Raw genomic sequence first — 23,195 nt, 5'->3', positions numbered from 1 at the left:
ATGAAGCTGTCTCTGTCCTGGCTGCGCGAGTACGTGCAGCTGCCGGCGGTGCTGTCCGCCGACGAGCTGGAGCGCAAGCTGGTCGGCCTCGGCATCGAGGTGGAGTCCATCGTCGACCAGGCCGCCACCGTCAAGGGCGACCTGGTCGTCGGCCGGGTGCTGGAGATCGAGGAGCTGACCGGTTTCAAGAAGCCGATCCGCTTCACCCGCGTCGACGTCGGCAACCCCGAGCCGCAGGAGATCGTCTGCGGTGCGCGCAACTTCGAGGTCGGCGACCTTGTCGTGGTCATCCTGCCCGGTGGTGAGCTGCCCGGCGGTTTCAAGATCGGTGCGCGGAAGACGTACGGGCGCAATTCCAACGGCATGATCTGTTCCGCGGCCGAGCTCGGGCTCAGCGGCGACCACTCGGGCATCATCGTGCTGCCCGCGAACTCCGCTGTGCCGGGCGTGGACGCGCGGCCGATCGTCGGGCTCGACGACGTCATCATCGACGTGGAAATCACCCCGGACCGCGGGTACGAGATGAGCATCCGGGGCGTGGCTCGCGAGCTGTCGTACGCGTACGCCTCGGCATACACCGATCCCGGTGCCGTGCCGGCTTCCGGTGCGACCGCCGAGGCGCCGTACCCGTTGCGGATCGACGACACGGTCGGCTGTGACCGTTTCGCCGCGCGGGTGGTCCGGGGCATCGACCCGTCCGCGCCGTCGCCGGCGTGGATGCAGCGCCGGCTGATCACCGCCGGGGTGCGGACGATCTCGCTCGCCGTCGACATCACCAACTACCTGATGCTCGAGCTGGGCCAGCCGATGCACGTGTTCGACCTGAACCTGCTGCGTGGCGGCCTGGTCGTGCGCCGGGCCCGCCCGGGCGAGAAGCTGACCACCCTGGACGGTGTCGCGCGCGTCCTCGACGCCGAGGACATGGTCATCTGCGACGACTCCGGGCCGATCTCGCTGGCCGCGGTCATGGGCGGCGAGACCAGCGAGGTGCAGCCGGACACGGTCGACGTCCTGCTGGAGGCCGCGCACTGGGATCCGGTGATGGTGGGCCGCACGGCCCGCCGGCACAAGCTGTTCAGCGAGGCGGCGAAGCGCTGGGAGCGGGGGGTCGACCCGCAACTGCCGCTGGTCGCCCTGGACCGGGCGGTCGCCCTGCTCACCGAGCACGCGGGCGGCACCGTGGACGAGCGGGTGCTCGACCTCGACCACGTCGTCGCGCCGGCCCCGGTGCTGCTCGACACCACCCTCGCGACCCGGCGGATCGGCCTGGCCTACGACACCGAGCAGATCACCACCCTGCTCGGCCAGGTCGGCTGCACGGTCCGCGGGGTCGAGCCACTCGAGGTCACCCCGCCGTCCTGGCGCCCCGACCTGGTGGCCCCGATCGACCTGGTCGAGGAGGTGGCCCGGCTCGGCGGCTACGACGCCATCCCGAGCATCCTGCCGCCGGTGCGCGGCGGCGGCCGGCTCACCCCCGGCCAGCTGCGCCGGCGCACGGTCGGGCGGGCCATGGCCGAGAACGGCTACGTCGAGGCGCTGTCGTACCCGTTCGTGGCGCCCGGCACGGCGGACGCGTTCGGCCTGGCCGCGGACGACCCGCGGCGCAGCGCGGTGCGGCTCACCAACCCGATGTCCGAGCAGGAGCCGCTGCTGCGCACCTCGCTGCTGGCGCCGCTGCTCGGCACGCTCAAGCGCAACCTCGGCCGCGGCGAGCGCGACCTGGCGCTCTACGAGACCGGTACGGTCTTCCTGCCGCACCTGACGGCCGTCGCGCCGCCGGTGCTCGGGGTGGACCACGGCCCGTCCGACGAGGACTGGGCCGCGGCCAACGCCATCGTCCCCGAGCAGCCGTGGCACCTCGCCGCGGTCCTGACCGGGGAGGCGGCACCGGCCGGCTGGTGGGGCGCGGGCCGGCCCGCGACCTGGTCGGACGCGATCGAGGCGGCGCGCATCGCGCTGTCGGCGGCGGGCATGACCCCGGACCGGATCACGGTACGGGCAGCCGAGTACGCCCCGTGGCACCCGGGCCGGTGCGCGGCGATCGCGGTCGACGGCACGGTCATCGGGTACGCGGGCGAGCTGCACCCGGGCGTGATCTCGGCCCTGGAGCTGCCGAAGCGCACCTGCGCGATGGAGCTGGACCTGGACGCGATCCCGGCGGCGCCGGTGATCGAGGCCCGGCGGATCTCCACGTTCCCGCCGGCGCTGATCGACGTGGCGCTGGTGGTGGACCAGGCGGTCCCGGCGGCCGAGGTCGAGGCGGCACTGGCGGAGGGTGCGGGCCCGCTGCTGGAGTCGGTGCGGCTCTTCGACGTGTACGCCTCGGAGCAGGTCGGCGCGGGGCTGAAGAGCCTGGCGTACAACCTGACGTTCCGCGCGCCGGACCGGACGCTGACTGTCGAGGAAGCCGTGGCGGCCCGGGACACGGCAGTGGCACTGGCGTCGTCGCGGGTGGGAGCTGTGCTCCGCGGCGCCTGATCGAGCTGATGACGGCCGGGATCTCCTGCGGGACGTCCCGGCCGCCGAGCCCGGCGAGCGCCGCCGGGATCGCCAGGATCGCCGCGACCGCCGGGCCGGGATCGCGGGGCTGGGGTCGGCGGGGTCGCCGGGCCGGGGTCGCCGGGCCGGGGTCGCCGGGCTGGGATCGCCGGGACCGCCGGGCCGGATCGCCGGGATCGCGGGGCTGGGATCGCCGGGCCGGGATGGCCGGGGACCTTAGGCGCGGCGCGGGCTGGCTACCCCCAACGCCCAGCGACGCGGCATGTTCCCGTTCACCGGGCGTCGTGCGGCTGTCCCCGGCTACCGGGTCGCGGGGAAACGCCGGCCGGGTCCAGGATGGGGTGGTGGACGGAATCGTTCGTGAGGTGCTGTCGGCCGTCGAACGCCACGACCAGGTGGCGTTGAAGACTTTGCTGCACCCGTACCTGCACTGGAATGAGCCGCGGATCTCGATCCGGGGCCGGGTGAAGGTACTCGCCCGGCTGGCCGCGTCACCAGCACCCGCCCCGCCGGCGTCGTACGAGCTGCGGGACGGGCAGATCTACCGCTGGAACGGCGGCTGATCCGTCGCCGCGGTCACTGCTCGGTGAGGCGGGCGGCGTGCGCGGTCTCCTCCGGGGCCACCTCGCCCGGGGCCGAGGACGTCAGGGACCAGAAGGACGCCGTACCGTCCGGGCCGGCGAAGGCCCCCGCGGCCAGCGCCGCGTCGATCAGGCCGCGGACCCGCTGCTCGCGGTCCGGCTCTGTCGCGAAGAGGACGTGGACCCGGACCTCGCCGTCGACGCGCACGGCGGCGGTGTGGTGCGCGGCCACCGGGCAGGGCGGTTCATGCTCCCAGTGACCGCACAGGGCGGTCGTGACCGCGCCGCCCGGCGCTCGCAGATCGGCCTCCGGGCCCATCATCAGCACGGCGTCATGGGCGAACGCGTGGCGCGTCATCCGACGATCTCGACCGGGGTGCCGGCCGGTGGGAAGCCGAAGAGCTGGGCCGCGTTCCCGCCGCGGGCCAGCAACTCGAAGCACATTTTCATGCCGTCGTCGGTGCCGCTCGGCCAGCCGGAGCTGCCCGGCGCGAACGACAGCTGCCCGGCCGGTACGGCGAACACGCCGTCGCTGACCACGGCCTCGGCCTCCGCGTCGCCGATGCGTACCCGGACGGTCGTGCCCGTCTCGGCCGGCGCCTCGAACCAGCTGGTCTTGAGGTTGCCGTAGCCGTCGGTGTAGACGACCGTGCGTTGCGGCGCCGGGCCGATCGGGACCACGTCGCCGAGCAGGTCGTCGTCGCCGCGGACCAGGCCCGCGACCGCGGCCGGGAACACGTCCCGGGAGCGGAACTGCGAGCCCGCGTCGGCGACCTTCACCGCGTGCAGCGGCACGCCCTCGTCGGCGAGGAACGACAGGCTGGCTCCGGAGTCCACGCCGACGACCAGCACGCCGGAGGGCAGCCGCGCCGCGACCAGCCGTTCCCCGGCGTTGTCCTCGCGCGGCTGCTCCTCGTCCTGCCGGGGTGCCACGTTGGCGTAGATCACCCGGTCGGCGGGCCCGGACCCGAAGGCCAGCTGGGCCACGCAGAAGCCGGCGCCGACCGTGTCGAACGGCGGCACCGACAGGGCTTCCACCCGCGCCTCGGGCAGCAGCTCCGCGAACGTCTGACGGACCTCGGCGAACGCCAGGTCCCCGGTGCCGTAGTCGGCCACGACGGTGATGAGCATGCCCTGAGCCTAAGGACAACCGGCCGGATCCGCCGCGTATCGGGCCGTCATCGGCCGGTGAGGAACGAGATCGCCTCGGTCAGGGCCAGGTCGGTCAGGACCGGGTCGTGCCGGGCGCCGACGTCCCGCATGAACGCGTGCTCGCCGCCCTGGTAGATGTGCAGCTCGAGGTCGTCCTGGCCGGCCGCGTACAGGGCGGACAGGATCTCGGCCCGGGCGCCGGCGGGCACGTGCGGGTCCTGGGAGCCGAAGACGATCATCAGCCGGCCCTGGATGTCGGCGGCACGGGCGAGGGACCCGGCGTCGGCGTCGGCGCCCAGCGCGCCGTTGTGCAGGCCGGTCGGGTAGAAGCACACGGTGGCCGCCACCCGCGGGTCGAAGGCGGCGCGGAACGCCAGATGACCGCCGATGCAGAAGCCGGTCGCGAACAGCGTCGTGACGTCCGTGCGCTGCTCCAGGAAGTCCAGCACCGCGACCCGGTCCTCGTCGAACTGGCCGGTGGTGGTCGCGGCCGCCCCGGCCAGGCCGGCCTGCTTGCCCGCGTCGTCGAACTCCAGGACCACGCCGGACAGCTCGCCGCGGGGGTAGATCTCCGGTACGCAGACGACAAATCCGGCCGAGGCCAGGCGCCGGGCGGTGCGCAGCGTCGACTCGGTCAACTGGAAGATGTCGGTGTACAGCAGCACACCCGGCCATGGGCCGTCGCCCACCGGAGTGATGACCACCGAGCGGATCTCGTAGCCGGACGCCGGTACCCGTACCTCGTCCTCACGCAGCTTCATGCCGGATGACCCTACTGGCACCCGGCCCTCGGGCCGCGTCAGTCGATGGTGTGGCCGCCGTTGACTGTCAGACGCTCCCCGGTCATGAAGCGGGCGGCGTCGCTGGCCACGAAGGCCACCACGTCGGCGATGTCCTCCGGCTTGCCCAGCCGGCCCAGCGGCACGTCGCGTACGTATCCGGCGCTGTCCTCGGCCGTCACCACGCCGTGGCGCTCGACCGGGATCCAGCCCGGCGCCACCACGTTCACCGTGATGCCGTACGCACCCAGCTCGCGCGCCCACGTCCGGGCCAGGCCGATCTGCGCGCCCTTCGCCGCGTTGTACGCGGAGGCGCCGGGCAGTGCCCGCTCGAACGAGTCGGAGCCGATGTGGATGAAGCGCCCCGAGCCCAGCTCACGCATGCCGGGCAGGGTCGCCTGGAGCAGCAGCGTCGGGCTCTTGACGAAGAAGACCAGCTGATCCAGGTGGGCCTGCCAGGAGACCTCGGCGGCCGGGGCGAGCGGCTGCGGGCCGGTCGCGTTGGCCACCACCACCTGTACGGCGCCGAGCTCGGTGGTGATCGCGGTGGCCAGCGCGGCGACCTCGGCCTCGTCCGTGACATCCGCGCCGAACGCGGCGGCCCGGCCCCCGGCGGCGACGATGTCGGCGACCACCTTCTCCGCGCCCGCCCGGTCGGAGCGGTAGTTCACGGCGACCGGCCAGCCATCAGCGGCGAGGCGTCGGGCGATCTGGGCGCCCAGTCCTCGTGAGGCGCCGGTGACCAGGGCGCTGCCCGAGATCGTCAACTCATTCTCCCGTCGTACCGTCGAGCAGTTCGCGCACCGCGTCGGCGTGACCCGCATGCCGGGCCGTCTCGTTGATCAAGTGGATGAGGACGAAGCGTAGATCCGTGCCGTCGCCGGCTCGTGACGGCGTACCCAGGTCTCCCAGCTCTCGGACCGCGGCGTCCGTCGCCGCGGCCCGCTCGCGGTACGCCCGGATCGCGGCCTCGATCGTCAGCTCCGGGCCGGGGAAGTACTCGTCGGCGCTCTTGCCGGTCGGCCGGCCGAGCATCTCGCCGTCGATCCAGCGCCACTCGACGTGGGTGAGGTGGTTGACCAGGCCGAGCAGCGGCAGCAGCTTGCCGTCCGGGCGCCAGCGGGCCTGTTCGTCGGTGATGCCGCCGGCCTTGCGCAGCACCGCCCCGCGCAGGAAGGCCAGCCAGCGCAGAAAGAGCTCCGGCTCGTCGGAGGTGCCGGTCGGGAAGCCGCTCACATGAGCCCGCCGGCGACCGTCAGCTCCTGGCCGGTGAACTCGCCGGTCAGCATCGGCATGGCCCGGGCGATCGCGGCCCGGGTCTCGGGCAGCTGCAGCGAGGCCGCGTGGTGGTCCTTGCTCTCCCAGACCTCGTTGACCCAGATCAGGTCCGGGTCGGTCTCGGACACGCCCACCACATAGAGCCGGCAGCCCACCTCACGCAGCCCGTCCACGCCGCTGAGCAGGATCTTCACCACGTCGTCGCGGTGGCCCGCCGTCGTGCGCATGGTCGCCAGATAGCCGTACGACACGCCGTTCCTCCCGGTCCCGGGGCACGGAGGTGCCCGCGGGCGACATTACGCCGCCGGGGTTGCGGGGCTCAGCTGGCCGGCAGCGGGGCCGCCACCGGGCTGCGGTGACCGTCGCGGTCCACGGCGCGTACGCCGAAGAAGACGTTGTCCTTGGACAGGTCGATCGTCACCGTGGTCACGTCGCCGACCGCCAGCACGTTCGTCCAGTCCGGGGCGGTGGTCTCGCGCCAGACCACCTCGTATCCGGTCAGGTCGGGGCTGGTGCCGCGCTGCCAGCGCAGCGTCGTCTCGTTGGTCAGCTGGGTGGTGTCGATCACCACCCCCTTCGGCGTGCCCGGGGCCTGGGCGAGCGACCACAGGGCCGCCGCGTTCACCCGGGCCACCCGCGCGATGTACTTGAAATCGCAGAACTCGACCAGGTCGCCGTACTGGATCCCGTTCTCGACGCGGACGTTCTGGTGCTCGTGCGCGAAGTTCTCCCGCGGCTCGGTGAGGCGGGCCGCGGGATAGCCGCGCAGCAGGAACGAGATGTGGTCGCTGCCGCGCAGGTAGCGGTCGCGGCGCCAGATGACGCGGACCTTCATCCCGGTCTGGGGATTCTCCGCCACGTCCCGGACGAAGCGGCCCAGCTGGCGCGACGGCCCGTCGTTCTCGCCGCCGACCGACTTGCGGACGGTGGCCTCGGCGGCCGTCTCGGCGGTGGGCACGCCCTCGACGAACAGCCGGACCGTGCGCGGATCCGACGACGAGCCGTCGTGCGCGTCGCCGGTGCCGACGATGTCGTTGCTGAACATGGCCTGCACGTCGGTGCCGGCGTTCTTGAACTGCTGGGCCAGGTAGTCCGAGCCGTACAGGCCCTGCTCCTCGGCCGCGACGGCGGCGAAGACGACGGTGGCCTCGGTGTGCCGGGTCGCCATCACCCGGGCCAGCTCCATGATCGCCGCCACGCCGGACGCGTCGTCGTCGGCGCCCGGAGCGTCGCTGGTGGCGTCCAGCACGTCGGTGGCCCGTGAGTCGTAGTGGCCGGTCACGACGTACACCCGGCCTGGATCGGTGTCGCCGCGCAGCGTGGCGACGACGTTGGTGATCCGGGTCGGCACCGGGACCCGCGGGGAGACCGGCTGGATGAACGACTGCAGCTCGACGGTCATCCGCCCGCCGGAAGCGGCCGCGTAGGCGGTGAGCTGCTCGAAGATCCAGTCCCGGGCCGCGCCGATGCCGCGCGCCGGGTCGTCCTGCGCGGACAGCGTGTGCCGGGTGCCGAACGCGGCGAGCCGGGTGACGATGGCGCCGATCCTGTTCGGGTCGATCTCCCGCAGCAGCGCCCGCAGCTGTTTGTCCGGCGACTGCCCGTGCACGCCCCGCCCGCCGGCATGGGCGGCCCGGGCGCCGAGGACCGGCGTCGCCGCGACGGCCGCGGAGGCCGTCAGGAACGCGCGCCGCGACGAGATGGGCTTTTCGCGGTGATCCGTCATACCCCAGCATCGTCGTCCACCCCGGAGCAGATGTCCATGCTCATCGATGTCAGATGTCGACTCTTGACCTTCAGCCGGCTTGAAGTTCTAGCGTTTCGACGTGGTGATGAAAACGTATGCGGAGGCGGAACTCGCGGCGCAGCCGATCGGCTACTGGACCGGCGCGGCGTACCGGGCGGTCGTCGGGCGGATCCGCGCGGAGCTGGCGGTGGAGCAGCTCACCCAGCCGCACTGGTGGATCTTGAACCATGTGGCGGGGGCGCCGGGCACCTGGGAGCGGAACGGCCTGACCGGGCGGCTGCAACGCTTCGACGACCAGGAGACGGATTTCGCGGCCGTCTTCGACGACCTGGAGGGGCGCGGGTGGGTGCTGCGGGCGGCGGACGGATCGCTGACGCTGAGCGAGGCGGGGGAGGAGGGCCGGCTGCGGGCGCGGGAGCGCAACATGCGGGCCCATGAGGAGATGCACCAAGGCATAGCCCCGCAGGAGTACGCGGCCACGCTGACGGTCCTGCGCCGAGTGATCGACAACCTGGGCGGGGACAGCGACCTGCCGTAGGCGTGGAAATCGGCCGTGGCCACGGCATGCACCTGGCATGCCGTGGCCACGTCCGGCGCGGGCGACGGGAAATCAGCCGCCGTTGACCGGGTGGAACGGCTTCGGCAGCGAGCGCGGCACCGCCGACCGCGCGGTCGCCGACGTCGGCACAGCCGGCAGGTTGTCCAGCATGGTCCGGCCGATCTTGGCGTGCGCCTCCACCGCTGGGTGGGTCGCGCCGTAGTTCTCCGGGTCGCCCAGGCCCTCGGCGAACATCGCGTACGTCAGCAGCGGCACCCCGTCCGGGCTGAACATGATGCCGGCCTCGTGCCGGGACTCGCCCAGGTCGTTGAAGTCGGCGCCGTACTTCGTCGCGACCCGCTCCCGCTCCTTGGAGGACATCACCCGGCGGACGCCGTCGTGGTAGCCGTTGAGCCAGCGGGTGATGCTCAGCAGGAAGTCGCACGATTCCGGCTTCAGCAGCGTCTTGGTCGCCAGGCGCCACAGCAGGTCGTGCATCTCCCGCGGCGTGGTCGTGCCCAGGAAGAAGCGGTTGGGGTTGGCCACCGGTTCGACCCGGGTGTGCACGAAGCCCTTGGCCGCGAGGATCTCGTTGATCTCCAGCGCCGGCACGACCCGTCCGCACATGCGGACCGCCGTGTTGTCCGAGACCAGCAGCATCGCGGTCAGGAAGTTCGCGACCGTGATCTCGTCGCCCCACACCCGGTGCAGGTGGTAGATGCCGGAGCCGCCGAGAATGATGTCGGCCTGCAGGTCCAGCTTGGTGCCGAGGGTCAGCTGACCACGGTCGATCTTGTCCATGACGGCGGTGGCCACGGCGAGCTTCTGCACGCTGTAGCCGTACGTGACGTGGTCGGCGTCGTCCTCGACGATGGGCTTGATCGCGCCGGTGCTGTCCACGGCCGCGATGTGGGTGTGCCAGAGGCCGCCGACCTTGGCCTTCTCCTTCGCGTACACCTTCTTGATGCTCGCCGGGCCGGCCGCCGCGGCCTGGGCGGGGGTGCTCACGCCGACACCCGCGACTGCTGCCGCGGCGCCGAGACCGAGTGCCGAACGGCGGGACATGCTGGTTGACATCGTTCTCCCTCAATGGACGGACGGTGGACCACGCGGCAAGGTACACCACGCCCGCTCATGCCCGGAGATACCGCAGCACGGCCAGCACCCGCCGGTGGTCGGTGCGCGCCTGGGGCAGGTCGAGCTTGGTGAAGATGGCGGTGACGTGCTTCTCGACGCTGCGTTCGACCAGGTGCAGGGCCTCGGCGATGGCCACGTTGGACCGTCCCTCGGCGAGCAGCCCGAGAATCTCCCGCTCCCGGTCACTGAGCCGCGCCAGACCGGCGTCGACGGCCGGCGCGGCCAGCAGCTGCCGGACGACCTCGGGGTCCAGGGCGGTGCCGCCGTCCGCGACGCGCCGCAGCGCCCCGACGAACTCGTCGGTGCTGACGATCCGGTCCTTGAGCAGATACCCGACCCGCCCGGCGTTCTCGGAGAGCAACTGCCGCGCATAACTGGTCTCGACCCACTGCGAGAAAACCAGGACCCCGACCCCGGGGTACGCGGACCGGATCGTCAACGCGGCCCGCAGACCCTCATCGGTGTACGTGGGCGGCATCCGCACATCAACAACGGCAGCATCGGGCGGATCAGCGGCAACAGCGGCGAGCAGCGCGCCGGCGTCGGGAACGGCGGCGACCACTTCGACGCCATGCTCGCCGAGCAGCAGGGCGATCCCGTCCCGCAGCAGCGGGTTGTCCTCGGCGATGACCACGCGCACTGTCAGCCTCCGATCTCGGGAAGAATCATCGTCACTGTGGTGGGGCCGCCCGGGGGTGAGTCCACGGTCAGCGAGCCGTCGAGTGCGGCGGCTCGCCGGGCCAGCCCGGCCAATCCTGTCCCGGAGGCAGCGGGCCGCCGAGCTTGGCCGGCGTCGGCCTTGCCGCCGGGGGTGCCGGGCCCGGACCAGGAAGCGGCGAGGATGGCCGCCGAGACGCCAGGATCGGGGCGCGCGGTGCCGGTCAGGGAAGCGGCGGGATCGGGCGGCGGACGGTCTCGATCAGTGGTGGCGGATCCGGCGCTACCGGGGGTGATGACCGCCGCGCCGCCGTGGCCGTTGTCGGTCACCGTCAGGTGTAGGCGTCGGTTCTCCGTGCGGAGGTCGATGCGGACCCGGGTGGCGTCGGCGTGGCGGGCGACGTTGGTGAGCAGTTCGGCCACCGCGAAGTACAGGGCTGATGCCGTCGCGTCCGGTGGGCGGCGGGGCAGTGACACGGTTACTTCCGCCGGCACGGCACTGCGGGCCGCCAGGGTTGTCAGGGCCACTTCGAGGCCGTCGTCCAGCGCCGGGGGGTGCATGCCGCGGACGATGTCGCGGAGCTCCGCCAGGGCGTCCGTGACCGTGCCGCGGGCGTCTGCCGCGAGCTTGCGGACCGGCTCGTCAGCGCTGCGGTTCTCGATCCGGGACAGAGTCAGACCCAGGGCGACGAGGCGGGCCTGCGTGCCGTCGTGCAGGTCGCGCTCGACGCGGCGCAGGAGTGCCGCCGCATCCGATTGCAGGGCCGCGCGGCCGGCCTCGAGCTCCGCGATGCGGCGCTGGGCCTCGCTCGGATGCAGCAGAGCCCGCACCAGGAACCGGTCGAGCAGCACGATCAGCCGCAGCCACCAGGGCGTCGCCAGCAGAACCGCGAGGCCCTGCAAAGCGATGACCCAGGTGTGCGACCACGTGTCGGTGTCGAACGCGCGCATGTCCGCGGGGACCAGGAACCACCACAGCGGATAGGTGATGCCGACCGGCGCGGCCACCACGGCGAACAGGCCCGGGTACGTCCCGACGACCGCCAGCGGCCACCGGGCCAGGCAATAGGTCAGCGCCCGCCACGCGGTCGGGTCGCTGGGCAGCGCCCGGACCCGTCCCCACCACGTGCCGGCGGGCAGCGGCGGTGGGTCGGCCCAGTCCCAGCCGAGTAGTTTCCGGGCCGGGCCGCGGAAGTAGCGGGGGGTGAGGCGGGCTAGGGCGAGCACACCGACCAGCAGCGGCAGGCCGACAGTCAGCGCCGACGCCACTGTGGTCACCGCACCGACCACCGCCAGCACGAAGGTGGGCAGTCCGAGAAACACCCCGGAGACCAGGTAGGCCAGCTCCCGCCAGGTACGTCCGGTCAGCCAGGCCCGCAGCACGATCACCCGACCACCCCGATCCCCGCCCGCTGCCCGGTCGGCGGCACGGTCATGAGACCACCTCGATCGGGGGTCGGCGCATCGCCAGGGCAGCCGGCAGCGCGGTCCCCGCCAGGACCAGGGCGGCCGTGGCCAGCACCCCGGAGACCAGCCAGCTGACCGGCATCCACGGCATCCAGGTGCCCAGGGCCGTGTGCAGCAGCGGCAGCGTCGTGATCGCGGCCACCGCCGCGCCCACCACCAGTGCTGTTGCGGTCACCAGCAGAGCCTCGCAGACCACGACCGTCAGGGCGCGCCGGCGGGTTGCTCCGGCGAGTTGGGTTACCGCCAGGTCTCGGCGGCGGGACAGGATCACGGTGACCAGGGTGTTGACCGCTGCCACCGCGGCGAAGGCGACGTAGACCGAGGTGCCGGAATACTCCAGCCAGCGGTCCGCGGCTGCCGGTGCCGTTCCTGTCGTGTGTTCCGTGGTTTTCAGGATGATGACTTTGACGGCGGTGAAGGCGATCGCCAGGGTGAGCGGCACCAGGGCGCTGGACAGGGCTTTCGATCGCACGGCGATGGTGTCGCCCGCCAGCCGGCCGGTGTCGCCGAACAACCTTCCGACGACTGCCGCGACCCGGAGCAGGGCCGGGCCCAGCAGGCCTGCGCCGACGCAGAGGGCCAGCATCACCAGCAGGCCCAGGGCGTCGGTGGTTTCCGCGTCCAGGTCGGCGATCGCGATCGACAGCACGGTGCCGCCGGTCACCAGGATCAGCCCGGCCGTCGTGCGTACGCGGCCGAGGCGCCGGCGGGGCGCCGCTGTTTCGGCCAGGGCCGCGGCGGGTCGCATCCGGGACGGGCGGATCGCGGCGATCAGGGCGCCGGCCAGGGACGTGCCCACCGTGACGGCCAGGGCGATCGGCAGGGCCGCCGGGTGGGGGTGGAAGGTGACCGTGGCCGGGGCCAGGTCGTGGCTGACGACGCCGCTGATCCATTCTCGGCCGCCGAGGCTGCCCAGGGGAACCCCGAGCAGGGTGGCCGGCACGGCGACGATTGCCGCCTGGGCCGCCACCGAGCGGCGGACCCGGCCGGGGGTGGCGCCGATCGCGCGGACCAGGGCGATGTCGCGGGCCTGCTGGGCGATCGTCGCCGCCATCGTCACGCCGACGATGATGATCGACAGGTAGATCGCGATCATCACGAAGATGATCGCGATGTCGGCGAGGCCGCTGTCGGTCAGAGCCTGCCGGGCGGCGGGGTCCAGCGGGGCCCGGTCGAACGAGGTGGTGATGCCGAGGCCGGCCGCGACCAGGGCCGCGGCCAGCAGCTGGGTGGAGAACGGTCCGAGGAACGACCACGGGTTGCTGCGTAACGCCTGCCGGATCATGCCACCACCGCCGTGGAGACCGCGCGGAGCCGGTCGGCGATGGCCGGGGCGTCCGGGGTGGCCGCGTCCGTGGCCACGGTGCCCGCGCGCAGCAGCACCAGCCGGTCGCTCCAGGCCGCCGCGACCGGGTCGTGGGTGACCATCAGCACGGTCACGCCCTGCTCGTCGACCGCGCGGCGCAGCAGGCCGAGGATCTGGCCGCCGGTCGTCGGGTCGAGCGCCCCCGTGGGCTCGTCCGCGAAGATGACCGACGGGCCGGTGACCAGGGCCCGGGCGATCGCCACGCGCTGGCGCTGGCCGCCGGAGAGCTCGCCCACCGGCCGGGAGCCGGTGCCGGCCAGCCCCACCGCTGCCAGCACCTCGTCGATGCCGCGGCGGCGCGGGCCGCCGAGCCGGCCGGGCAGGGCCAGATTCTGCCGGACGGTGAGCTCCGACAGCAGGTTGTAGGACTGGAAGACGAAGCCGACCCGGTCGCGCCGCCAGCGGGTGAGGGGTCGCTCCCGCAGCCGGCTGATCTCGCGGCCGGCCAGCCGGACCGAGCCCGCGGTGGGCCGGTCGAGCCCGGCGGCGCAGTGCAGCAGCGTGCTCTTTCCCGACCCGGTCGCGCCCATGACGGCGACGAACTCGCCGGCACCCACGGACAGGCTCACCTGCCGCAGAGCCACGATGCCGCGCGGGAAGGCACGGGCGACGTCCCTCAGTTCCAAGACCGATTCCATGCCGTTCAGCCTGGCTGCCGGGAGCGCGCCGGACATCGGGGGTGGCTCCCGTTCGGGGGTGCGGATAACCGCACCCCGGCGTGCGGTCAGGGCAGGAACTGCTGCTCGATCTTCGTCACCTCGCCCTGCTTGACCGTGAACCAGAACAGGGTGCCCTTGAGCAGGTTGCCGAAGTGGTTCTCCACGGCCGACACCGCGATGGTCTCCTCGGTCCCCGGGCCCGCCGCTCCGACGACCTCGACTTTGATGGACTGGGACAGCGGGAGCTTCCGGAGCTTTTTGTTGTCGTTGATGATGAAGTAGTCGTTGTCCGGCGAGTCCTGCTCGGAGTCGGGGTACTTCTTCTGCCACGCCGCCGCGGCCGCGTCCCCGGTGAGGAACTCGACGAGGTCCATGGACACGGTCTCGCCGGCCACCTTGGCGATGAAGCCCGGCCAGCGGCCGTCGGCCAGCAGGACCGCCGGCTTCGTCGAGGTCCCCGTCGCGACGGGAGTGACGGTCGCGTCCGGCGCCGGGCCGTCACCGAACTTCGCGGTGGATCCGGGTGCGGAGGCCGGCGGTCCGGCTGACTTGTCCCCGGCCGCCTGCCCGGAGCAGGCGGTGGCGAGGGTGAGCAGGGAGACCGCGAGGCCGGTGGCGGCGAGCAGTCTGGGCAGGCGTGACGGCATGAGCCGAAGATCCCACACGCGCGCCACTCAGTAGCTGTTCAGGGCCGTCTCGACGCCCGGTTCCCGCGGGCCGAGAAAGACCGGATCACGGCCGGAGACCACGTCGGCGAGCGCCTTGACCACCGCACCGCGCTCGCGGACCACACTGTTGCGCCACGGCTCGCGGTAGATCCGGACGGTGTCGTCGCCCACCCCGGTCGCGTCGACGCCCAGCCGGCGGCACAAAGCCACCGCGCGGTCGATGTGGTAGCTCTGGGTCACCACGACCGCCTTGCTGACGCCGAACACCTCGCGGGCCCGGGCGCACGAGTCGTACGTGTCGAAGCCCGCGTGGTCCAGCACGATCCGCTGGCTCGGCACACCCCGGTCGACCAGCCACTGGAACATCGCCCCGGGCTCGTTGTAACCCCAGTCCATGTGGTCGCCGGAGACCAGGATCGCGCGCACCTTGCCCGCGGCGAGCAGTTGCCGGGCGATCTCCAGCCGCGCGGCCAGGAACGGCGAGGGGTTGCCGTCGGGATACACCTCGGCGCCGAGCACCAGTGCCACCGGGGCCGCGGGGACTGCTGCCACGGTGTAGACGTGGCCGCGGGCCTCAGCGCGTACCCAAAGGTCGCCGGCCGCCATGGTGAGGACCGCCGCCGCCACGCTGAGCGCACCCGCCACGACGCCGCGCCGGAACCAGAGCCTGATCATGCCGGTGACGATGCCAGCAGGCGTCAAGCCCGGCGGACCGGGCATCATTGCCGGTGATGATCGCTCTGGACCGTATCTCCGCCGACGACGATCCGCTGCTGCTGTGGACGGCTCAGGACATGCGTACCGGTGCCCGCGCCTGGGCTCACGGTGACGCCGCCGCCGTCGCCTGCCGGGACGTCTCCCGCCGCGACCGGCTGGCGCTGCGCGGCAGCCCCGATGACGTCGCCGAGCTGGTGCGGCGCATCCGAGCGCAGGTCACCGGCTTCAACCCGGTCGCGGACGCGGCGCTGATCGACGCCCTCACCGAACGGGTCGAGGGCCTGCAACTGGTGGCCCGTTTCGGCTGGATGGACACGACCACGCCGGCGCCCGCGCCGGTCCGCGTCGCCGGCGAGCCGCGCTGGCTCACCGATGCCGAGATCCCCGAGGTCACGACGCTGCTGGAGGCCGAGCACCCCGGTTCGTGGGCCAAGCCCGGCGACTCCGGGGTACGGCGCTGGGCCGGTCTGCGCGACGCCGCCGGGCAACTACAGGCGGTGGCGGCCGACGCCTGGTCCGTACCGGAGATCGGTTTTGTCGCCGGGGTGGCGACCCGGGCCGGGACCCGCGGGCAGGGCCTCGGCACGACGCTCTGCGCCTTTGTCACCGACGAGCTGATCAAGGACCGCAGCCGGGTGGCGCTGCTGGTCAGCGGCGACAACTTCGCGGCGATCCGCACCTACGAGAAGCTCGGCTACCGGATGCGGCCGATCGCGGCCGCCCGGCTCACCGCGCCGTGAGGTCCGGCCCTCACGACACCTCGTCGCGCCAGCTGTGCTCGGGCTCGTAGCCCAGGACCCGGCGGGCCTTGTCGATCGAGAGCAGCGTCTCGTGCTCCCCGAGCTCTTTCTTCACCGGTACGCCGGGAAAGACCTCCGCCGCCAGCGAAGCACTCGACCGGCTCATCACGGTGTCGGCGTTGGCGATGACGAAGACCTCCACGCCGGGCGTCCCGTACGCCAGCGCCTTGCGCACCGCCTGCGCCCCGTCGCGGGCGTCGATGTAGCCCCACAGGTTCCAGCTGCGGCTGCGCGGGTCGGCGTCGAACGACGGGAACTCGGCGTAGTCCTCCGGGTCCATGACGTTGGAGAAGCGCAGCCCGATCATCTTCAGCTCGGGGTTCCACCGGCAGAACTGCGCGGCCATCGTCTCCTCGAGGTGCTTGACCAGCGAGTACGTCGACTCCGGGCGGGCCGGATAGTCCTCGTCGACCGGAATGTACGGCGGCGGGGTGCTGAACGGCAGCCCGAGCACGGTCTCGCTGGACGCCCACACGACGTTGGTGATCCCGGCCAGCCGGGCCGCCGAGAAGACGTTGTAGGTGGCCGTGATGTTGTTCTGGAACGTCGCCGCGTTCGGGATCAGGCCGGGCGCCGGGATCGCCGCCAGGTGCACCACCGCGTCGATCTTGTCGTAGCGGTCGTCGATGGCGGTGAGCGCCTCGACGGTCTGCCCGTAGTCGGTCAGGTCGATCTTCAGGGCCGGGCGCGGGGCCGCGACGTCGAGGTTGACCACCTCGTTGCCGTGTGCGGCCAGGTCGGCCAGCACCGCCCGTCCCAGCTTGCCGCTGCCACCGGTCACCGCGATCCGGGTCATGTCATTCCTCTCGCCGGCCTGCTCCCGATCATCTTGCCCTCAGGACGGGGAACCAACCGGATGGGCGGTCAGCGTGGCGGGGCCGTGCTGCCGCGCGTGGTCAGGTGGGCGGCGCTGCCCTCGGCGCTGTCGACCTTCTCGCCGTCGATCACCTTGAGCAGCTGCCGGGCCGCCTGGGCGCCGTACCCGGGGATGTCCCGGCTCAGGGTGGTCAGTGCCGGGTGCACCAGGCTGCACAGCAGCGAGTCGTCCCAGGCCACGATGGACAGGTCGGCGGGCACGGACAGGCCCATCTCCTGGGCCGCGGCCAGGCCGGCCACCGCCATCACGTCGTTGTCGTAGATGATCGCGGTGGGCCGGTCGGCGCGGATCAGCAGGCGCCGGGTGGCCCGGCCGCCCTCCTCACCGGTGTAGTCGGCCTGCGCGGTGACCGCGTCGTGCAGGCCGAGCGCCGCGCACGCCTCGACGAACGCGCGGGTCCGCTCGTGCGTGTGCAGCAGGCTGGTGAGCCCGCTCACCCGGGCGATCCGGCGATGGCCCAGCGCGGCGAGGTAGCGCACGGCCTCGGTCATCGAGCCGGTGTCGTCGGACCACAGCTGCGGGATCGTGCCGGTGTCGGCCGGGCCGCCCAGCATCACGGCCGGCAGCTCGAGCTCCTGCAGGACGGGGATGCGGATGTCGTCCTCGCGCAGGTCGGTGAGGATCACACCGTCGATGCGCCGCTCACCCCACCAGCGCCGGTAGACCTCGACCTCCTCCTCGGGGGTGGAGACCACCTGCAGGGTCAGCGCGTAGGACCGGGCTGCCAGCTCCTGCTCGAAGCCGCTGATCAGGCCCATGAACCACGGCTCGACGCCGAGGATCTTGGCCGGCCGGCACGGGGCCAGGCCGACGGCGTTCGCGCTCGCCCGGGACAGCGCCCGGGCCGCGTTGCTGGGGCTGAATCCGATGTCCCGGGCGACGGCGAGGATGCGCTCGCGGGTGCTGTCCGAGACTCCTGGCTGGCCGTTGAGCGCGTACGACACCGCGCCTTTCGAGACGCCGGCGTGCCGCGCGACATCGGCGATCGTAGGCCGCTTCACTCACTCTCCCGGGGTCGCCGTCAGCTTACCGGCGCGGGCGGTGCAGCGGGAGCGGCCATCGCCGCCCGGAGCAGGTCGTGCAGCTTCGCGGCCCGGGTGGGGTGGCGGTGGGCCATCCAGGCGACGCGGCCGGCGAGGTGTGCGGCGAAATCCAGATGCCCTTCCCGGTTGGCGGCGGCCAGCCCGTGCCGGCCGGCGTTTTGCAGTATTGCCCGGAGCCGGTCGTAGTCCTCGCGGGCCACGGCCGGTCGCGCGTTGACCACCAGGCCGGCCAGCAGCTGACGATCTCCCTGCCGGCGCACCCGGGTCTTGTCCGGATGTGTCCGGAACCCCTCCTCGGCGACGACGGTGCGCACGTACGCGATCAGGTCGCGGACCCGGCGGTCGCCCAGCGTGCCGGAGAAGGCCAGGTCGTCCGCGTAGCGGGAGTAGTGCAGGCCGAAGCGGTCGGCCAGGCCGGTCAGCCGCCGGTCCAGCCGGAACGCGCACAGGTTGGCCAGCGCGGGGGAGGTCGGCGCGCCCTGCGGCAGATGCGGCCGGCGCAGCAACGCCGCCCGCGTCGGGTCGGTAGCACCGCGCAGCACGTGCGCCGGCGTACGGGTGGTGGTCAGCGCGGTCAGCGTGTGCGCCACCGGCTCGGGATAGCCGGCCTGGCGGAAAACCGCGTACACCCGGGCGGCCGTGATGCTGGAGAAGAACGCCCGCAGATCCAGGCTGACCAGCACCTCCTGCCCGGCGTGCGAGGCCGCGAAGGTGTGCACGCCGCGCCCGGGCACGAACCCGTGGACCCGCTCGTGCACCGGTATCTCGGCGAGGACCTCGGCGAGCAGCCGCCGCTGCAGGTCGCGCAGCATCGGCTTGGGCGCTTCGATCAGCCGGTGCGGCAGCCAGGTGTAGCGGTAGTGGCGCAGCCGTTCGTCGCGGGCGTACCGGTTGATCTCCCGCCGGTCGGCGAACCAGTCCATCATGTCGCCGTCGAGCGACAGGAAATCGGCCAGGGCGCCCAGGTCGTCGATCCGGGGTGTCGGCCAGCGCATCCGGATGGTCCGGGTCGGCGCGACCAGGCGGTGCCGCACGACCGTGCGGTGCGCGCCCAGACGTCCGCTCGCGGCGAGGAAGCCGGCCAGCTCACGCGGCCGGTCGGCCGGGGCTTCCCGGTACGCCCGGAGCACCGCGTCCACCGCCGGCCGGACCCAGCGCGCTCGCCGCCCGAAGACCACCCAAGCTGCCCTGAGCATCGCCACCCGCCGCCACGACGTGGTCAGCAGAGCATCGGCGAGCGCCGTCGCGTCCCGCCCGACCGTGGTGGCAGCGTGCCCCGACGATGCCCGGTCGTGCCTGCGCCTAGCTGCGCGAAGCGCAGTGGCGCGCCGGCGATGCGCTGCGGTGGTCAAACCTGCGCCCTCGGGGTTACCCCGAAGAAACCCTCGACGCGCCGCGGGCGGCGCGCGACGGTCAGCTCGGGACACGCTGCCATCACGGCAGCATAGAACCACTCCGCCAGGCCGTCAGCCGATGCTGAAGCGGGCGATGAGCAGGCTCTCCGGGCGCGAGCTGGGCCCCACCAGCAGGTCGAAGTCGCCGGGCTCGACCACCCGGCGGGCGTCCGCGGTGACCAGCGAGCAGTCGGCCGCGGCCAGCTCGATGTCGACCGTGACACTCTCGCCCGCGGGCACCAGCACCTGCCGGTACGTCTTCAGCTCCCGCGCCGCCCAGGTGACACTGGTGACGAGGTCGCTGATGTAGGCCTGCACGGTCTCCAGCGCCGGCCGGGTCCCCGTGTTGGTGAGCCGGACTCTCGCCCGTACCGTGCCGTCGGCGCTCACCTGCGGCTGGGCGATTTTCAGGTCGGCGTACTCGATGGTGGTGTAGCTCAGGCCCTCGCCGAAGGCGAACAGCGGGTCCTGGGTCAGGTCCGCGTAGCGGGTGCCGTGCTGCCCGCGGATCTGGTTGTAGTAGACCGGCTGCTGGCCCACGTGCCGGGCCGCCGACAGCGGCATCCGCCCGGTCGGCTCGACCAGCCCGAACAGCAGCTCGGCCAGCGCCCGGCCGCCGCGCATGCCGGGGTTGAAAGCCTGCACGATCGCGGCCGAGGCCAGCGCGGACGGCGGCAGCGCGGCCGGCTTGGAGTTCAGCAGTACCAGGACCACCGGGGTGTCGAGCTCGGCGAGCGCGTCCAGCAGCGCGATCTGCCCGCCCTGCAGCTCCAGCGTCGCGGTGGACTTGCTCTCGCCGGTCAGCGCGACGGTGTCGCCGACCACCACGACCGCGTAGTCGGCGGCGCGCGCGGCGGCCACCGCCTCGGCGATGAGCGCGGGGTCGGCGGTGGCGGGCTCGGAGATCGGCGGCCGCGGCTGCCCGTCCGGGTACGTCGCACCGGCCGGGTCCGGCACCAGCCGCTCGATCTCGGCCCCGAGCGCGGTGGTGATCGTCCAGCCGGCCGGGGCGACTTGGCGGAAGCCGTCGAGCACCGTCTCGATCAACTCGCGGGGCTGGCCGTCGGGCATCCAGTCGACCTGGCCGGAGGCGCCGGCCCAGTCACCCAGCTGCGACTGCGGGGCGTCCGCGTTGGGGCCGATGACCGCGACGGTCCGCGCGCCGGTGGCCCCCGAGGCGCGCCCGTCCGCGTCGGCGATCAGGCCGCCGGCCAGCGGCAGCGTGCCGTCGTTGCGCAGCAGCACCAGCGAGCGGCGGGCGATCTCGAGGTTGAGCGCGGCGTGGTCGCGGTGCCCGATCACGGCCGCCTGCCGTACGGCGTCAGGGGCCCGCGGGTTCTCGAAGAGGCCGAACTCGAACTTGAGCCGCAGGATCCGCCGGACCGCCGCGTCGATCTCGTCCTCGCTGATCCGGCCCTGCTCGACGGCGGTCTGCGCGCCCTCGAAGAAGCCCGGGGTGGTCATCACCAGGTCGTTGCCCGCCCGGACGGCCTGCGCGGCGGCGTCGACCAGGTCGGCGCAGACCTTCTGTTCCCAGACCATCCGGCCGACGTTGTCCCAGTCGGTGACCAGCGTGCCGGTGAAGCCCCACTCCTGCTTGAGCACGTCGTTGAGCAGCCACCGGTTGAGGGTGATGGGCACGCCGTCCATCGACTGGTAGCCGAGCATGAAGGTGGCGCAGCCCTCGCGGGCGACCCGCTCGAACGGCGGCAGGAACCAGGAACGCAGCTTGCGCGGGCTCAGGTCGGCCTCGCTGGCGTCGCGCCCGCCCTGGGTCTCGGAGTAGCCGGCGAAGTGCTTGGCCGAGGCCAGCACGGCGGTCGGGTCGGTCAGGCCGTCGCCCTGGTAGCCGCGGACCATCGCGGCGCCGAGCTCACCGATCAGGTACGGGTCCTCGCCGAAAGTTTCGTCCACCCGGCCCCAGCGCAGGTCCCGGGTGACGCACAGCACCGGGGAGAAGGTCCAGTGGATGCCCGTCGCGGAGACCTCGATCGCGGTGGTCCGGGCCACCCGCTCGACCAGGCCCGCGTCCCAGCTGGCGGCCATGGCGAGCTGGGTCGGGAAGACCGTCGCGCCGGGCCAGAAGCCGTGCCCGTGGATGCAGTCCTCGGCAGTGATCAGCGGAATGCCGAGGCGGGTGCCGGCGGCCAGGTCGATCGCCTCCAGCATGCGCTGCGGGGAGGCGTGCAGGATCGAGCCGGCGAGCCGGGTGCTGACCGCGTCCTTGAGGTCGCCGCGCGCGTCGAGCTGCAACATCTGGCCGACCTTCTCGGCCAGGGTCATCCGGCCGAGCAGATCCTCGACCCGCTGCTCGACGGGCAGCGAGGGATCACGGTACGGGTCCGCAGCGGCCACGAGGTTTCCTCCGAAACGCAACACATCGGTAAGCGTCCGGAAGTGTCGCACAGCCCGGAACCGGTACCGGCGACCCCAGGGGTCGTATCTTCGGTCAATCAGTACCGGAACCGGAGCTACCGACGTGAACCCGTGCGTACGGTCAGGCGTCGTTGTCGCTGCTGTCCACGCTCGGGACCTCGATCCCGGCCGCGTCGATGGCGTCCAGGCGGGCCCCGGCGGCCTCCTTCTCGCGCTGGGCCAGGTTCGCGTACTCGGCCTGCACGGACGGGTCGTCGAGGTCCTCGACGCGGTCGAAGAAACGCTGGGTGGTGCGGACGGCCTCGGCGTACGCCAGGGCGGTCTCCCGGATGCGGACCAGTTCCTTGTCAGCCATGGCTGAAGTCATACCCGCCCAGGTCGCTGCCCGTCCACCGGCGCCCGTTCACCGCTGTTCAGTAGGCGGGGCAGATCCGCTTGCGCACGACCTCGAGGATCCGGGCGGCGGTGGCCTCGCCGAAGCCGTCGGGATGGTCCGGGGCGGTGAAGCGCTGGTTGGTCAGCGCCACCAGCTTGGCCTGGTCGTCCGGCCACTCCTTGACGCTGGCGCACTGGTTCAGGCCCCGGTCGACGAGCCGGCGGATGTCGCCGTCCCCGACGATGGCCGCGTCGATCTGCCGCAAATCGGCGACGTAGGCCTCGGCGGTCGCCCGGTCCGGCGGCGGCGGCATCCCGGGCGGGGGAGGACCGCCGGGCGGAGGGCCGCCGGGCGGTGGTGAGCCGCCGGGTGGAGGCCCGCCGGCCGGCGGACCGGCAGGATCGGCGGAGCCGCAGCCGGCGAGCGCGGCCAGGACCACACCGACGGCCAGGACATGACGTACCCGCACACTGGACCTCACCGGGGCACGATAACGGCTGACCCGGACCACCCACCGGACCACGCGTCCGTGGGGCAGCAGACCTTCGTGGGCGGCACCTAGAGTTCTGCTCGACGGCAACGAGGTCGTCGGCTGGGTCCAGCTCGTCGTGGGTGTCGCCCTGTTCCTGCTCAGCTTCTACTTCGAGCCCAAGCGCGTGCGCCGGCGTCGCGCCCGCCGCGGTGGGACGGACCCGGCGACGCGCTGGCGGACCCGGCTGTCGACCGCCGAGGCCTCCCCGCGGGCGATGGCCGGGCTGGGCGTCGCCGCGGCGGGCATCGAGGTGCTGTCCATGGTGCCGTACCTCGCGGCCATCGGATTGCTGACGGCGGCGGATATTGGCGCGCCCGTCCGAGTGGCGCTGCTCACCGGGTACGTCGTTGTGATGGTGCTGCCCGCGCTGCTGCTGCTCGGGGTGCGTACCGCGCTGGGCCGCCGGATCGAGAAGCCGTTGCAGCTGGTCAGCGCGTGGATGTCGCGGCACCTGGACGGGGCGCTGGGCTGGATTCTGGCGATCATCGGCGTGCTGCTCGTGCGCGACGCGGCGTTCCGGCTGCACCTGATCGGGTGAGGGCGCCACCTATC

The 23,195-nt window shown here is 72.7% G+C and carries 25 protein-coding genes; 5 read left to right on the top strand and 20 right to left on the bottom strand.

The genetic code is table 11. From position 1 onward, the window contains the following. A complete protein-coding gene (gene pheT, locus ACQP2Y_RS33560) occupies nt 1-2,478 on the top strand; it encodes a phenylalanine--tRNA ligase subunit beta (RefSeq protein ID WP_433719874.1) in 2,478 nt (825 codons plus the stop codon). A 365-nt stretch (nt 2,479-2,843) separates the two neighbouring features. Continuing rightward, the gene (locus ACQP2Y_RS33555; protein ID WP_433719873.1) at nt 2,844-3,062 is read left to right on the top strand and encodes a nuclear transport factor 2 family protein; all 219 of its coding nucleotides are present in this window, start codon (nt 2,844-2,846) and stop codon (nt 3,060-3,062) included. 13 nt (nt 3,063-3,075) lie between these two features. On the opposite strand, the gene ACQP2Y_RS33550 is transcribed toward ACQP2Y_RS33555, so the two are convergent. The 7 genes from ACQP2Y_RS33550 to ACQP2Y_RS33520 all read right to left on the bottom strand — a co-directional run bounded on the left by ACQP2Y_RS33550 (nt 3,076) and on the right by ACQP2Y_RS33520 (nt 8,015). Next, nucleotides 3,076-3,438 carry a hypothetical protein gene (locus ACQP2Y_RS33550; RefSeq protein ID WP_433719871.1) on the bottom strand — a complete coding sequence of 121 codons (363 nt, stop codon included), beginning with the start codon at nt 3,436-3,438 and terminating at the stop codon, nt 3,076-3,078. Continuing rightward, nucleotides 3,435-4,211 (bottom strand): SAM hydrolase/SAM-dependent halogenase family protein, encoded by a 777-nt coding sequence (locus tag ACQP2Y_RS33545; protein ID WP_433719869.1) that lies wholly within the window; start codon nt 4,209-4,211, stop codon nt 3,435-3,437. Before ACQP2Y_RS33545 ends, ACQP2Y_RS33550 begins: the two co-directional genes overlap by 4 nt. Before the next feature lie 47 nt (nt 4,212-4,258). Next, nucleotides 4,259-4,993: a dienelactone hydrolase family protein gene (locus tag ACQP2Y_RS33540; protein ID WP_433719867.1), complete on the bottom strand. Its 735-nt coding sequence runs from the start codon at nt 4,991-4,993 to the stop codon at nt 4,259-4,261. A gap of 38 nt (nt 4,994-5,031) precedes the next feature. Further along, nucleotides 5,032-5,778: an SDR family oxidoreductase gene (locus ACQP2Y_RS33535; protein WP_433719865.1), complete on the bottom strand. Its 747-nt coding sequence runs from the start codon at nt 5,776-5,778 to the stop codon at nt 5,032-5,034. Nucleotide 5,779: 1 nt separating this feature from the next. Continuing rightward, a complete protein-coding gene (locus tag ACQP2Y_RS33530) occupies nt 5,780-6,247 on the bottom strand; it encodes a DUF664 domain-containing protein (RefSeq protein ID WP_433719863.1) in 468 nt (155 codons plus the stop codon). Next, nucleotides 6,244-6,540, bottom strand: a complete 297-nt coding sequence (locus ACQP2Y_RS33525) for a putative quinol monooxygenase (protein ID WP_433719861.1) — start codon at nt 6,538-6,540, stop codon at nt 6,244-6,246. The genes ACQP2Y_RS33530 and ACQP2Y_RS33525 overlap by 4 nt, the downstream gene beginning before the upstream one ends. 68 nt (nt 6,541-6,608) lie before the next feature. Beyond that, the gene (locus ACQP2Y_RS33520; protein WP_433719859.1) at nt 6,609-8,015 is read right to left on the bottom strand and encodes a M28 family metallopeptidase; all 1,407 of its coding nucleotides are present in this window, start codon (nt 8,013-8,015) and stop codon (nt 6,609-6,611) included. A gap of 100 nt (nt 8,016-8,115) precedes the next feature. Between ACQP2Y_RS33520 and ACQP2Y_RS33515 the strand changes: the two genes are divergently transcribed. After that, complete coding sequence (locus ACQP2Y_RS33515) at nt 8,116-8,574, top strand: MarR family winged helix-turn-helix transcriptional regulator (RefSeq protein WP_433719857.1); 459 nt, start codon at nt 8,116-8,118, stop codon at nt 8,572-8,574. Between the two features lie 72 nt (nt 8,575-8,646). Here ACQP2Y_RS33515 and ACQP2Y_RS33510 read toward each other — a convergent pair whose 3' ends face one another. The 7 genes from ACQP2Y_RS33510 to ACQP2Y_RS33480 form a co-directional block, all read right to left on the bottom strand. After that, on the bottom strand, nt 8,647-9,651 hold the full coding sequence (locus tag ACQP2Y_RS33510; RefSeq protein WP_433719855.1) for a serine hydrolase: 1,005 nt from the start codon (nt 9,649-9,651) through the stop codon (nt 8,647-8,649). Between the two features lie 55 nt (nt 9,652-9,706). Further along, nucleotides 9,707-10,351, bottom strand: a complete 645-nt coding sequence (locus tag ACQP2Y_RS33505; RefSeq protein ID WP_433719853.1) for a response regulator — start codon at nt 10,349-10,351, stop codon at nt 9,707-9,709. A 2-nt stretch (nt 10,352-10,353) separates the two neighbouring features. Further along, nucleotides 10,354-11,757, bottom strand: coding sequence for a sensor histidine kinase (locus ACQP2Y_RS33500; RefSeq protein ID WP_433719851.1), 1,404 nt, complete (start codon nt 11,755-11,757; stop codon nt 10,354-10,356). 43 nt (nt 11,758-11,800) lie between these two features. Further along, a complete protein-coding gene (locus ACQP2Y_RS33495) occupies nt 11,801-13,120 on the bottom strand; it encodes an FtsX-like permease family protein (protein ID WP_433719849.1) in 1,320 nt (439 codons plus the stop codon). Continuing rightward, complete coding sequence (locus ACQP2Y_RS33490; RefSeq protein WP_433719847.1) at nt 13,117-13,839, bottom strand: ABC transporter ATP-binding protein; 723 nt, start codon at nt 13,837-13,839, stop codon at nt 13,117-13,119. Before ACQP2Y_RS33490 ends, ACQP2Y_RS33495 begins: the two co-directional genes overlap by 4 nt. Before the next feature lie 86 nt (nt 13,840-13,925). Then, nucleotides 13,926-14,507, bottom strand: coding sequence for a hypothetical protein (locus ACQP2Y_RS33485; RefSeq protein WP_433719846.1), 582 nt, complete (start codon nt 14,505-14,507; stop codon nt 13,926-13,928). A 27-nt stretch (nt 14,508-14,534) separates the two neighbouring features. After that, nucleotides 14,535-15,203 (bottom strand): SanA/YdcF family protein, encoded by a 669-nt coding sequence (locus ACQP2Y_RS33480; RefSeq protein ID WP_433719844.1) that lies wholly within the window; start codon nt 15,201-15,203, stop codon nt 14,535-14,537. Nucleotides 15,204-15,259: 56 nt separating this feature from the next. Between ACQP2Y_RS33480 and ACQP2Y_RS33475 the strand changes: the two genes are divergently transcribed. Further along, complete coding sequence (locus ACQP2Y_RS33475) at nt 15,260-15,985, top strand: GNAT family N-acetyltransferase (protein ID WP_433719843.1); 726 nt, start codon at nt 15,260-15,262, stop codon at nt 15,983-15,985. Between the two features lie 10 nt (nt 15,986-15,995). Here the strand turns inward: ACQP2Y_RS33475 and ACQP2Y_RS33470 are convergent, their stop codons facing one another. The 6 genes from ACQP2Y_RS33470 to ACQP2Y_RS33445 all read right to left on the bottom strand — a co-directional run bounded on the left by ACQP2Y_RS33470 (nt 15,996) and on the right by ACQP2Y_RS33445 (nt 22,592). Next, a complete protein-coding gene (locus ACQP2Y_RS33470) occupies nt 15,996-16,841 on the bottom strand; it encodes an NAD-dependent epimerase/dehydratase family protein (protein ID WP_433719842.1) in 846 nt (281 codons plus the stop codon). 68 nt (nt 16,842-16,909) lie between these two features. Then, the gene (locus ACQP2Y_RS33465) at nt 16,910-17,923 is read right to left on the bottom strand and encodes a LacI family DNA-binding transcriptional regulator (protein WP_433719841.1); all 1,014 of its coding nucleotides are present in this window, start codon (nt 17,921-17,923) and stop codon (nt 16,910-16,912) included. 20 nt (nt 17,924-17,943) lie between these two features. Further along, nucleotides 17,944-19,161, bottom strand: coding sequence for a reverse transcriptase family protein (locus ACQP2Y_RS33460; protein ID WP_433719839.1), 1,218 nt, complete (start codon nt 19,159-19,161; stop codon nt 17,944-17,946). Between the two features lie 270 nt (nt 19,162-19,431). Next, nucleotides 19,432-21,714, bottom strand: a complete 2,283-nt coding sequence (locus ACQP2Y_RS33455) for a glycoside hydrolase family 3 N-terminal domain-containing protein (RefSeq protein WP_433719836.1) — start codon at nt 21,712-21,714, stop codon at nt 19,432-19,434. A gap of 142 nt (nt 21,715-21,856) precedes the next feature. Beyond that, the gene (locus ACQP2Y_RS33450) at nt 21,857-22,090 is read right to left on the bottom strand and encodes a hypothetical protein (RefSeq protein WP_360831219.1); all 234 of its coding nucleotides are present in this window, start codon (nt 22,088-22,090) and stop codon (nt 21,857-21,859) included. 58 nt (nt 22,091-22,148) lie between these two features. Then, nucleotides 22,149-22,592, bottom strand: a complete 444-nt coding sequence (locus ACQP2Y_RS33445) for a hypothetical protein (RefSeq protein ID WP_433719833.1) — start codon at nt 22,590-22,592, stop codon at nt 22,149-22,151. A 127-nt stretch (nt 22,593-22,719) separates the two neighbouring features. On the opposite strand from ACQP2Y_RS33445, the gene ACQP2Y_RS33440 reads away from it, so the two are divergent. After that, nucleotides 22,720-23,181 carry a GAP family protein gene (locus ACQP2Y_RS33440; protein WP_433719830.1) on the top strand — a complete coding sequence of 154 codons (462 nt, stop codon included), beginning with the start codon at nt 22,720-22,722 and terminating at the stop codon, nt 23,179-23,181. Nucleotides 23,182-23,195: the final 14 nt, after the last annotated feature.

It is taken from the genome of Actinoplanes sp. CA-051413, from assembly GCF_050955795.1.
Classification (GTDB): Bacteria; Actinomycetota; Actinomycetes; order Mycobacteriales; family Micromonosporaceae; genus Actinoplanes.
Note: the sequence above shows the minus strand (reverse complement) of the source record. Positions and strands in the feature narration are given on the sequence as shown.

What these genes read in the sequence shown, in the direction of transcription:
- pheT (WP_433719874.1), top strand. Translation starts at nt 1, where the DNA reads ATGAAGCTGTCTCTGTCCTGGCTGCGCGAGTACGTGCAGCTGCCGGCG.
- ACQP2Y_RS33550 (WP_433719871.1), bottom strand. Translation starts at nt 3,438, where the DNA reads ATGACGCGCCACGCGTTCGCCCATGACGCCGTGCTGATGATGGGCCCG.
- ACQP2Y_RS33545 (WP_433719869.1), bottom strand. Translation starts at nt 4,211, where the DNA reads ATGCTCATCACCGTCGTGGCCGACTACGGCACCGGGGACCTGGCGTTC.
- ACQP2Y_RS33540 (WP_433719867.1), bottom strand. Translation starts at nt 4,993, where the DNA reads ATGAAGCTGCGTGAGGACGAGGTACGGGTACCGGCGTCCGGCTACGAG.
- ACQP2Y_RS33520 (WP_433719859.1), bottom strand. Translation starts at nt 8,015, where the DNA reads ATGACGGATCACCGCGAAAAGCCCATCTCGTCGCGGCGCGCGTTCCTG.
- ACQP2Y_RS33510 (WP_433719855.1), bottom strand. Translation starts at nt 9,651, where the DNA reads ATGTCAACCAGCATGTCCCGCCGTTCGGCACTCGGTCTCGGCGCCGCG.
- ACQP2Y_RS33495 (WP_433719849.1), bottom strand. Translation starts at nt 13,120, where the DNA reads ATGATCCGGCAGGCGTTACGCAGCAACCCGTGGTCGTTCCTCGGACCG.
- ACQP2Y_RS33490 (WP_433719847.1), bottom strand. Translation starts at nt 13,839, where the DNA reads ATGGAATCGGTCTTGGAACTGAGGGACGTCGCCCGTGCCTTCCCGCGC.
- ACQP2Y_RS33485 (WP_433719846.1), bottom strand. Translation starts at nt 14,507, where the DNA reads ATGCCGTCACGCCTGCCCAGACTGCTCGCCGCCACCGGCCTCGCGGTC.
- ACQP2Y_RS33480 (WP_433719844.1), bottom strand. Translation starts at nt 15,203, where the DNA reads ATGATCAGGCTCTGGTTCCGGCGCGGCGTCGTGGCGGGTGCGCTCAGC.
- ACQP2Y_RS33475 (WP_433719843.1), top strand. Translation starts at nt 15,260, where the DNA reads ATGATCGCTCTGGACCGTATCTCCGCCGACGACGATCCGCTGCTGCTG.
- ACQP2Y_RS33470 (WP_433719842.1), bottom strand. Translation starts at nt 16,841, where the DNA reads ATGACCCGGATCGCGGTGACCGGTGGCAGCGGCAAGCTGGGACGGGCG.
- ACQP2Y_RS33460 (WP_433719839.1), bottom strand. Translation starts at nt 19,161, where the DNA reads ATGCTCAGGGCAGCTTGGGTGGTCTTCGGGCGGCGAGCGCGCTGGGTC.
- ACQP2Y_RS33450 (WP_360831219.1), bottom strand. Translation starts at nt 22,090, where the DNA reads ATGGCTGACAAGGAACTGGTCCGCATCCGGGAGACCGCCCTGGCGTAC.